This window comes from Kitasatospora sp. NPDC001683, assembly GCF_053596495.1.
Genome location: NZ_JBSFGK010000164.1, coordinates 1 through 9,863 on the forward strand (window position 1 = coordinate 1; position 9,863 = coordinate 9,863).

The window sequence follows — 9,863 nt, forward strand, 5'->3', positions numbered from 1 at the left end:
GGTCCTCGCAACTCCCGCAGATCGCGGGTGTTGCGAGGACCGTTAGAACCGAAGCACCCCGGGGGCCTTCGCCGTTCAGTCGGTCGGCCGGATCAGCCGCTGAACTCCTCCTGGCTCTTGTGCGCCTGCTCCAGCAGGGTCTGCACGCCGGCCAGCTCGGACTCCAGCTTGGCCACCTTGCCGGCGTTGCCGGCGGCGCGGGCCTTGTCCAGGTCGGCCTGGATCTTGTCGGCCTTCGCCTGGAACAGGCCCACCATGCCGGCCGCGCGGGCCTTGGCCTCCGGGTTGGAGCGCTTCCACTCGGCGTCCTCGGCCTCGCGGACGGCCCGCTCGACCGCGTTCAGCCGGCCGTCCAGCTTCGGACGGACGTCGCGCGGCACGTGGCCGATGGCCTCCCAGCGCTCGTTGACGTCGCGCAGCGCGGCCTTGGCGGCCTTCAGGTCGGTGATCGGCAGGATCGCCTCGGCCTCGGCGGCCAGCGCCTCCTTGAGCTTCTGGTTCTCCACCTGCTCGGCGTCCCGCTCGCTGAACACCGCGGAACGGGCCTGGAAGAAGACGTCCTGGGCGCCGCGGAACCGCGCCCACAGCTCGTCCTCGACGTCCCGCTGCGCGCGGCCGGCGGCCTTCCAGCGGGCCATCAGGTCGCGGTAGGCGGCCGCGGTGGAGCCCCAGTCGGTGGACGAGGACAGCGCCTCGGCCTCGGAGACCAGCGCCTCCTTGGTCTGCCGGGCCTGCTCGCGCTCGGCGTCCAGCGTCGCGAAGTGCGCCTTGCGGTGCTTGGAGAAGACCGAGCGGGCGTGCGAGAAGCGGTGCCACAGCTCGTCGTCGCTCTTGCGGTCCAGCCGCGGCAGGCCCTTCCAGGTGTCCACCAGGGCGCGCAGCCGGTCCCCGGCCTCCCGCCACTGGGTGGACTCGGCGAGCTGCTCGGCCTCGGAGACCAGGGCCTCCTTGGCGGCGCGGGTCTCGTCCTGGGCCTTGGCGCGGGCGGCCTTGCGCTCCTCCCGCCGGCTCTCGATCTCACCGGCGAGCGCGTCCAGCCGCTTGGCCAGCGCGTCCAGGTCACCCACCGCGTGCCCCTCGGTCACCTGCGCGCGGAGGTGCTCCAGCGCGGTCTGGGCGTCCTTGGCGGCCAGGTCGGTGGTGCGCACCCGCTTCTCCAGCAGGCCGATCTCCACCTCGATGCCCTGGTACTTGCGCTCGAAGTAGGCGAGGGCCTCCTCGGGCGAGCCGGCCTGCCAGGAACCGACCACGCGTTCGCCGTCGGCGGTCCTGACGTACACCGTGCCCTGCTCGTCCACACGGCCCCACGGGTCGCTGCTCATAGCGCGTCCTCCACATGACGTCGCGCCCGCGCCGGGGCGGCGCGCGTCCGTCGTCCACAGTTGATGTGCGGCGGACCGATGGGTCCGCCGTCCCCGTCCGCCGTGCCTTGCTGCCGAGGGTGACGGCTAGGCGGGTCCGGGCACCCTATACAACGCCAACATAGGCGACCAGGCCCGGTGCTGTCCGCATCCGGGCCGGGCGATTTCGGTCCGGGGCCTGGCGGGAGCGCTTTCGGCGCCCGCCGCCGGTGGCCCCGGGGTCGGTCAACCATTGGACACGGTAACCGAGTTGAAAGTGACGTCGGCCATCGGGTGGCCGTCCGGGGAGCCCTCCAGGGTGCCCGCGGCGGCGATCTTCTGGACCACGTCCAGGCCGCCGGTGATCTTGCCGAAGGGGGTGTAGTTCGGCGGCAGCTGGGTGTCCTTGTAGACCAGGAAGAACTGGCTGCCGTTGGTGCCCGGGCCGGAGTTGGCCATCGCCACGGTGCCCGCCGGGTAGGTCGCGCCGGTCAGGTTCTCGTCCGCGAACTTGTAGCCGGGGCCGCCCGTGCCGCCCGGCACGGTCGCGCTGGCGGTCGGGTCGCCGCACTGGAGCACGAAGATGCCGTCGGTGGTCAGGCGGTGGCACTTGGTGTGGTCGAAGAACTGCTCACCGGCCAGGAAGTTGAACGAGTTCACGGTGTGCGGGGCCTTGGCCGCGTCCAGCGCGATGGTGACCTTGCCGCAGTTGGTGTCCAGCGCCATGGTGTACGAGGCGCCCTGGTCGATCGACATGGCCGGCTCGGCCTTGAACTGCTTGCCGTTGGGCGAGCCCGGCGCCGGGGCGGCGCAGCCCTCGACCGGCTTGCGGGTCGGCAGGGCGGTCGGGTCGGCCCGGGTCGGCGCGGGCTGGGGGGTCGAGGCGGCCGAGGTGCTCTTGGCCTTGTCGTCCGAGCTGAACGCGCCGGTGGCGAACAGGGTGCCGCCGCCGGCCAGCACCACGACCGCGAGCGACGCGCCCAGGATCGTGTTGCGCCGCCTGCGGGCGGCGGCCGCCTCGGCGCGGCGCTGCATCTGGCGCTCGTACTTCTCGCGGGCGAGCTGCCGCCGCCGCTGTTCGCTGCTGACCACCGGCCGTGTCTCCTGAGCATGTGCGGGAAAAGTGGATGGTTTCCGGAGCGGATCATCGCATCCATCGGCGGCCAAGTGTAGGGACCGGGCCCTAAGAACGCGGTGAACCCGCCGGGAGGCCGAGCCGGTCCCGGCGTATCTGGTTCGCAACCGGACCCGTACCGCCGGTAGGCTTCCCTTACGTCATCACTACTGGTAGCCACCGCAGCCCGCCGCCGCACACACCCGAAGGACGCGCGTGTTCATCGCCGGATTCCCCGCTGGAGCCTGGGGCACCAACTGCTACCTGGTCGCGCCGGCGGCGGGCGAGGAGTGCGTCATCGTCGATCCCGGCCACCAGGCCGCCCGCGGCGTCGAGGAACTCGTCCGTGAGCACCGGCTGAAGCCCGTCGCCGTGCTGCTCACCCACGGCCACATCGACCACGTGGCCTCGGTGGTCCCGGTCTGCGGCGCCAAGGGCATCCCGGCCTGGATCCACCCCGAGGACCGGTACATGATGTCCGACCCGGAGAAGGCCGTCGGCCGCGCCTTCGGCACCCAGCTGATGGGCGAGCTCACCGTCGGCGAGCCCGACGACGTGCGCGAGCTCACCGACGGCAGCGTGCTGGAGCTGGCCGGCCTGCAGCTCACCGTGGACCACGCCCCGGGCCATACCGGGGGGTCGGTGACCTTCCGGACGCCCGGTGCCGAGGACCTCCCCCCGGTGCTGTTCTCGGGCGACCTGCTGTTCGCCGGCTCCATCGGGCGTACCGACCTCCCGGGCGGGGACGGCGAAGCGATCATGCGCTCGCTGGCCCGGGTGTGCCTGCCCCTCGACGATTCCACCGTGGTCCTCTCCGGCCACGGCGGACAGACCACCATCGGCCGCGAGCGCGCCACCAACCCCTACCTCCGACAGGCAGCGGGGGCGGTCGGCGCCCCGGCTTTCCCGCGACGAGGAATGTGACGGAAGAGAAGTTGAGCACCTTCACCGCCCCCAAGGGCACCTACGACCTGCTGCCCCCCAGCTCCGCGACCTTCCTGGCGATCCGCGAGCGCATCGCCGCGCCCGCCCGCCGGGCCGGTTACGGCTACGTCGAGACCCCGGTCTTCGAGGACGTGAAGCTGTTCTCGCGCGGCGTCGGCGAGTCCACCGACATCGTCTCCAAGGAGATGTACACCCTCACCACCAAGGGCGGTGACGAGCTCGCGCTGCGCCCGGAGGGCACCGCCTCGGTGCTGCGCGCCGCACTCCAGGCCAACCTCCACAAGCAGGGCAACCTGCCGGTCAAGCTCTGGTACTCGGGCTCGTACTACCGCTACGAGCGCGCCCAGAAGGGCCGCTACCGCCAGTTCTCCCAGGTCGGTGCCGAGGCGATCGGTGCCGAGGACCCGGCGCTGGACGCCGAGCTGATCATCCTGGCCGACGACGCCTTCCGCTCGCTGGGCCTGAGCAACTACTCGCTGCTGCTCAACAGCCTGGGCGACAAGCAGTGCCGCCCGGTCTACCGCGCCGCCCTGATCGAGTTCCTCGCCGGCCTGGACCTGGACGAGGACACCCGCCGGCGCGCCGAGATCAACCCGCTGCGCGTGCTGGACGACAAGCGCGAGTCGGTGCAGGAGCAGCTGGTCGGCGCCCCGATGCTGCGCGACTTCCTGTGCGAGGAGTGCAAGGCGTACGACGAGAAGGTGCGCGAGCTGCTCACCGCCAACGGCGTGGCCTTCGTCGACGACCCGAAGCTGGTCCGCGGCCTGGACTACTACACCCGCACCACCTTCGAGTTCGTGCACAACGGCCTCGGCGCCCAGTCCGCGATCGGCGGCGGCGGCCGCTACGACGGCCTGTCCGAGATGATCGGCGGCCCGGCGCTGCCGTCCGTCGGCTGGGCGCTCGGCGTGGACCGCACCTACCTGGCGCTGGAGGCCGAGGGCGTCGGCCTCGACCTGTCGGCCGCCACCTCCGTCTACGCCGTCGCGCTCGGCGAGGAGGCCAAGAACACCCTGTTCGCCAAGGTGATCGAGCTGCGCCGGGCCGGCGTCGCCACCGACCTCGCCTTCGGCGTCAAGAGCATCAAGAACGCCATGAAGTCCGCCGACCGGTCCGGCGCCCGCTTCGCCCTGATCGCCGGTGACCGGGACCTCGCCGAGGGCGTCGTCCAGCTCAAGGACATGAGCACCGGCGAGCAGACCCCCGTCGCCCTCGACGCACTCGTCACCACCCTGAAGGAGAAGCAGCTGTGATCCGCACGCACGACGCGGGCACGCTCCGCCCGGAGCACGCAGGCACCACCGTCACCCTGGCCGGCTGGGTCGCCCGCCGCCGCGACCACGGCGGCGTCGCCTTCATCGACCTGCGCGACGCCTCCGGCACCGTGCAGATCGTGGTCCGCGACCTGGACTCCGTCCACGGGCTGCGCGCCGAGTACTGCGTCAAGGTCGCCGGTGACGTCCGGGTCCGCCCCGAGGGCAACGAGAACCCGGACATCCCGACCGGCGCCGTCGAGGTCGTCGTCAGCGAGATCGAGGTGCTCTCCGAGGCCGCGCCGCTGCCGTTCCCGGTCGCCGAGTACGAGCCGGGCACGGTCAACGAGGAGGTCCGGCTGCGCTACCGCTACCTGGACCTGCGCCGCGAGGGCCCGGCCAAGGGCCTGCGGCTGCGCTCCAAGGTCAACAACATCATCCGCCGGGTGATGGAGGAGAACGACTTCCTCGACATCGAGACGCCGTACCTCACCCGCTCCACCCCCGAGGGCGCCCGCGACTTCCTCGTCCCGGTCCGCCTGCAGCCCGGCCACTGGTACGCCCTGCCGCAGTCGCCCCAGCTGTTCAAGCAGCTGCTGATGGTGGCCGGCATGGAGCGCTACTACCAGATCGCCCGCTGCTTCCGTGACGAGGACTTCCGCGCCGACCGGCAGCCGGAGTTCACCCAGCTGGACATCGAGGCCTCCTTCGTCGACCAGGAGGACATCCTGGCCCTCGGCGAGAAGATCGTCGGCGCCATCTGGCGCGAGGTCCACGGCTACGAGATCCCCAACCCGCTGCCGCGGATGACCTACGCGGACGCCATGGGCCGCTACGGCTCCGACAAGCCGGACGTCCGCTTCGGCCAGGAACTCACCGACCTCACCGAGTACTTCAAGGGCACCGACTTCCGCGTCTTCCAGGCCCCGTACGTCGGCGCCGTGGTCATGCCGGGCGGCGCCTCGCAGCCGCGCAAGCAGCTGGACGCCTGGCAGGACTGGGCCAAGGCGCGCGGCGCCAAGGGCCTGGCCTACGTGCTGATCGACGCCGAGACCGGCGAGCTGCGCGGCCCGGTCGCCAAGAACCTCTCCGAGGAGCACCTGGCCGGCCTCGCCGCCGCGGCCGGCGCCAAGAACGGCGACGCGATCTTCTTCGCGGCCGGCAAGGAGCGCGCCTCGCAGGAGCTGCTGGGCGCCGCCCGGCTGGAGATCGGCCGCCGCTGCGAGCTGATCGACGAGTCCAAGTGGGCCTTCCTCTGGGTCGTCGACTTCCCGATGTTCGAGCCGATCGAGGACGACAAGGGCCAGTTCCTGGGCTGGCACGCGGTGCACCACCCGTTCACCGCGCCGACCCCGGAGTCGCTGGACAGCTTCGACACCGACCCGGGCTCGGCCCTGTCCAACGCCTACGACCTGGTCCTCAACGGCTCGGAGCTGGGCGGCGGTTCGATCCGTATCCACCAGCGGGACGTGCAGAAGCGGGCGTTCGACGCGATCGGCCTGTCCGAGGAGGAGGCGGCCTCGCAGTTCGGCTTCCTGCTGGACGCCTTCAACTACGGCCCGCCGCCGCACGGTGGGGTCGCCTTCGGCCTCGACCGGATCGTCACGCTGCTCGGCGGGTACGACACCATCCGCGACGTCATCGCCTTCCCGAAGACGTCCACCGGTGGTGACCCGCTGACCGGCGCCCCGACCCCGATCACCCCGGCGCAGCGCCGCGAGGCCGGCGTGGACGCCCAGCCGAAGGTCCGTGAGGACGTCAAGTCCGAGGCCCAGCCCAAGAGCTGACGCCTCGTCATCCGCGCTAACCTGCAACGGCCCCGGACGGTCCACCGTCCGGGGCCGGTCCACAACGTCGTGCGACACAGGGAGGGTTGACTCGTGCAGATCACCACGAGAGTCGAATGTCCGGAGGACGCCCCGGCGACCAGACGCGTGCACATGGCCGCGTTCCCCGGGCCGGACGAGGCGGACCTGGTGGACGCGCTGCGGCGCGATCCCGCCTGGCTGCCCGGGCTGTCGCTGGTCGCGGTGGACGACGCGGGGCTGGTCGTCGGGCACGCCCTGCTGACCCGGCTGCGGGTCGGCGACGGCGGCGCCACCGGTGACGCGCTGGCGCTCGCGCCGGTCGCGGTCGCGCCCGAGTGGCAGCGCCGGGGCGTCGGCGAACTCGTCGTCCGGGCCGCGCTGTCGGCCGCCGAGGAGGCGGGGGAGAAGCTGGTGGTCGTGCTCGGCGACCCGGACTACTACGGGCGGTTCGGCTTCATCCCGGCCGGTCGGCACGAGGTCACCGGCCCGTTCGAGGTGCCGGAGGCGTACTTCCAGGTGCTGCCGCTGACGGCGTACGACGGCGGTCCGCGCGGGCTGTGCCGCTATCCGGAGCCCTTCGTCGGCGTGTAGAGGGTTCCTTCCGCGCCGACCTGCGGGGCCACCCTTCTGCGCCTACGGTGAAGGGTCATCAGCAGCAGTCGGACCGGAGGAGCCGAGGGTGGCCGAGGAGCAGCGGACCGCGAAGCCGAAACGACTGGCGAAGAAGCCGTACGAGCGGGAGCTGCTGCGGCTGCAGCAGGAACTGGTGAAGCTCCAGGAGTGGGTGCGGGTCGAGGGCGCCCGCCTGGTGGTGGTCTTCGAGGGGCGGGACGCGGCCGGCAAGGGCGGCGCGATCAAGCGGGTGACGGAGTACCTGAACCCGCGCATCGCCCGGGTCGCGGCGCTTCCCACCCCGACCGAGCGGCAGAAGACCCAGTGGTACTTCCAGCGGTACGTCGAACACCTGCCGGCGGCCGGGGAGATCGTGCTGTTCGACCGGAGCTGGTACAACCGGGCCGGGGTCGAGCGGGTGATGGGCTTCTGCACCGACGAGGAGTACTGGCAGTTCCTGCACCAGTGCCCGACCTTCGAACAGATGCTGATCGAGGCGGGCATCCTGCTGCGCAAGTACTGGTTCTCGGTGAGCGACACCGAGCAGGAGCGACGGTTCCGGGACCGGCTGGCGGACCCGATGAAGCGCTGGAAGCTCTCCCCGATGGACGTGGAGTCGATCACCCGCTGGGAGGACTACTCGCGCGCCAAGGACGAGATGTTCGTCTACACCGACGTCCCGCAGTCGCCCTGGCACGTGGTGGAGAGCGACGACAAGCGGCGGGCCCGGATCAACATGATCGCCCACCTGCTCGACTCCGTGCCGTACCGCGAGGTCGCCCCGCCCAGGATCGAGCTGCCGCCCCGCCCGGCCTCGCGCGGCTACCAGCGGCCCCCGCGCGATCTGCAGAAGTACGTTCCGGACCACGCTGCCAGACTGGAGTAGACGGGGTCCGCCGGGCGCTGCTCACCAGCTCGGCCCCGTGTGGCGCCCGGGCGTCCGCAGGAGGCGTGCTCATGTTCGTCCGTACCGTCTACGCGACCGGTCACCCGGACCGGATCGAGCAGACCCTCGACAACCTCCGGACCGAGGCGCTCGCGCTGCTGACCGGCCGGCCCGGGTACCGCGGCTACGGGCTGTTCGCCGACCGGACCCTCGGGAAGATCACGATGGGCTCGTGGTGGGAGTCCGCCGAGGCCGAGCGCGACAGCGACGCGGCCCTGAGCGAGCGCCGCCGCGAGCTGCTGGCACCGCTGGGCGGCACCGTGACCATCGACGTCTGGGAGGTCGTGGCGACGGCCCCGCCCGGTGCGGCCGGACCGGGCGCCGGCTTCCGGCTGACCCGGACCGACCTCGACCCGACCAAGGTGGACGAGGCCGCGGGGATCTTCCGGGACCGGGTGCTGCCGGTGCTGGAGAAGGAGGCCGCAGGATTCGTGACCGGCGCGATGCTGGCCGACCGCGCGACCGGCCGCCTGTCGGTGGGCGCGATCTTCGCGGACCAGGAGAGCTTCGAGGCCTCGCGCGGCCCGACGGCCGACGCCCGGGCGCAGGCGGTGGCGGCGCTGGGCGGCACCCTGCGGTCGCTGGAGGAGTTCGACGTGGTGCTGCTGGACCGGCCCGAGCATCCCGGCCAGTAGTGTCAGGAGCCTGAACTAGGCTTCCGGTGTGGACGAACCGGACCTCTTCACCGCCGCCGCCGAGGAACGCCAGACCAGGGAACCCGGCCGGGCGCCGCTGGCCGTACGGATGCGCCCGCGCACCCTGGACGAGGTGGCCGGGCAGCGGCAGCTGCTGAAGCCCGGCTCGCCGCTGCGGCGCCTGGTGGCGAACTCGCGCGGTCCGGCGGCCACCAGCTCGGTGATCCTCTGGGGGCCGCCCGGCACCGGCAAGACCACCCTCGCCCACGTGATCAGCCAGGCCGTAGAGGGCCGCTTCGTCGAGCTGTCCGCGATCACCGCCGGGGTCAAGGAGGTCCGGGCGGTGATCGACGGCGCCCGGCGGGCGGTCGGCATGTCCGGCCGGGAGACGGTGCTCTTCCTGGACGAGATCCACCGCTTCTCCAAAGCCCAGCAGGACTCGCTGCTGCCGGCCGTGGAGAACCGCTGGGTCACCCTGATCGCGGCGACCACCGAGAACCCGTACTTCTCGGTGATCTCCCCGCTGCTGTCCCGCTCGCTGCTGCTCACCCTGGAGTCGCTGACCGACGACGACGTCCGCGCGCTGCTGCGCCGCGCGGTGGCCGACGAGCGCGGGCTGGAGGGCGCCCTGGAGCTGACCGCGGAGGCCGAGGACCACCTGGTGCGCCTGGCCGGCGGGGACGCCCGGCGGGCGCTCACCACGCTGGAGGCGGCGGCCGGCGCGGCGCTGGAGAAGGGCGAGGCGAGCATCACGCTGGCCACCACCGAGACGGCCGTCAACCAGGCGGCGGTGCGCTACGACAAGGACGGCGACCAGCACTACGACGTGGCCAGCGCGCTGATCAAGTCGATCCGCGGCAGCGACGTGGACGCCACCCTGCACTACCTGGCCCGGATGATCGAGGCGGGGGAGGACCCGCGGTTCATCGCCCGGCGGCTGATGATCTCGGCCAGCGAGGACGTCGGGCTGGCCGATCCGACGGCGCTGCAGACGGCGGTGGCGGCGGCCCAGGCGGTGGCCCTGATCGGCTTCCCGGAGGCCCGGATCATCCTCTCCCAGGCGGCGATCGCGCTGGCCCTGGCGCCCAAGTCCAACTCGGCCTACCTGGCGATCGACGCGTGGGAGAGGATGATCCGGGCCTCCGGGAAGCCGATCAGGGCCACCGCCTGGGCCGCCGCCACCGCCGTCTGCAGCGCCGTCGGATCGGCC

8 protein-coding genes and 1 pseudogene are annotated in these 9,863 nt (G+C 72.1%); 7 read left to right on the forward strand and 2 right to left on the reverse strand.

All coding sequences use genetic code 11. From position 1 onward, the window contains the following. Positions 1-92: 92 nt before the first annotated feature. Together ACWCYO_RS39145 and ACWCYO_RS39150 are read right to left on the reverse strand one after the other, a co-directional pair. Positions 93-1,322, reverse strand: coding sequence for a DUF349 domain-containing protein (locus tag ACWCYO_RS39145; protein ID WP_270148351.1), 1,230 nt, complete (start codon positions 1,320-1,322; stop codon positions 93-95). A gap of 264 nt (positions 1,323-1,586) precedes the next feature. Then, entirely contained in the window at positions 1,587-2,432 is an 846-nt protein-coding gene (locus tag ACWCYO_RS39150) for a peptidylprolyl isomerase (protein WP_449786866.1), read from the reverse strand. A gap of 238 nt (positions 2,433-2,670) precedes the next feature. Between ACWCYO_RS39150 and ACWCYO_RS39155 the strand changes: the two genes are divergently transcribed. The 7 genes and pseudogenes from ACWCYO_RS39155 to ACWCYO_RS39185 all read left to right on the forward strand — a co-directional run. Next, complete coding sequence (locus tag ACWCYO_RS39155) at positions 2,671-3,378, forward strand: MBL fold metallo-hydrolase (RefSeq protein WP_270148353.1); 708 nt, start codon at positions 2,671-2,673, stop codon at positions 3,376-3,378. Positions 3,379-3,389: 11 nt separating this feature from the next. Then, on the forward strand, positions 3,390-4,652 hold the full coding sequence (gene hisS, locus ACWCYO_RS39160) for a histidine--tRNA ligase (RefSeq protein ID WP_449786867.1): 1,263 nt from the start codon (positions 3,390-3,392) through the stop codon (positions 4,650-4,652). Further along, positions 4,649-6,439 (forward strand): aspartate--tRNA ligase, encoded by a 1,791-nt coding sequence (aspS, locus tag ACWCYO_RS39165; RefSeq protein WP_270148356.1) that lies wholly within the window; start codon positions 4,649-4,651, stop codon positions 6,437-6,439. Before hisS ends, aspS begins: the two co-directional genes overlap by 4 nt. Before the next feature lie 93 nt (positions 6,440-6,532). Beyond that, positions 6,533-7,051 carry a GNAT family N-acetyltransferase gene (locus tag ACWCYO_RS39170; protein ID WP_270148357.1) on the forward strand — a complete coding sequence of 173 codons (519 nt, stop codon included), beginning with the start codon at positions 6,533-6,535 and terminating at the stop codon, positions 7,049-7,051. An 88-nt stretch (positions 7,052-7,139) separates the two neighbouring features. Then, entirely contained in the window at positions 7,140-7,958 is an 819-nt protein-coding gene (gene ppk2 / locus ACWCYO_RS39175; protein WP_449786868.1) for a polyphosphate kinase 2, read from the forward strand. 71 nt (positions 7,959-8,029) lie between these two features. Continuing rightward, a complete protein-coding gene (locus tag ACWCYO_RS39180) occupies positions 8,030-8,653 on the forward strand; it encodes a hypothetical protein (protein ID WP_270148360.1) in 624 nt (207 codons plus the stop codon). 28 nt (positions 8,654-8,681) lie between these two features. Next, positions 8,682-9,794, forward strand: a pseudogene (locus ACWCYO_RS39185) (replication-associated recombination protein A); the annotation flags it as partial. Positions 9,795-9,863 lie beyond the last annotated feature (69 nt).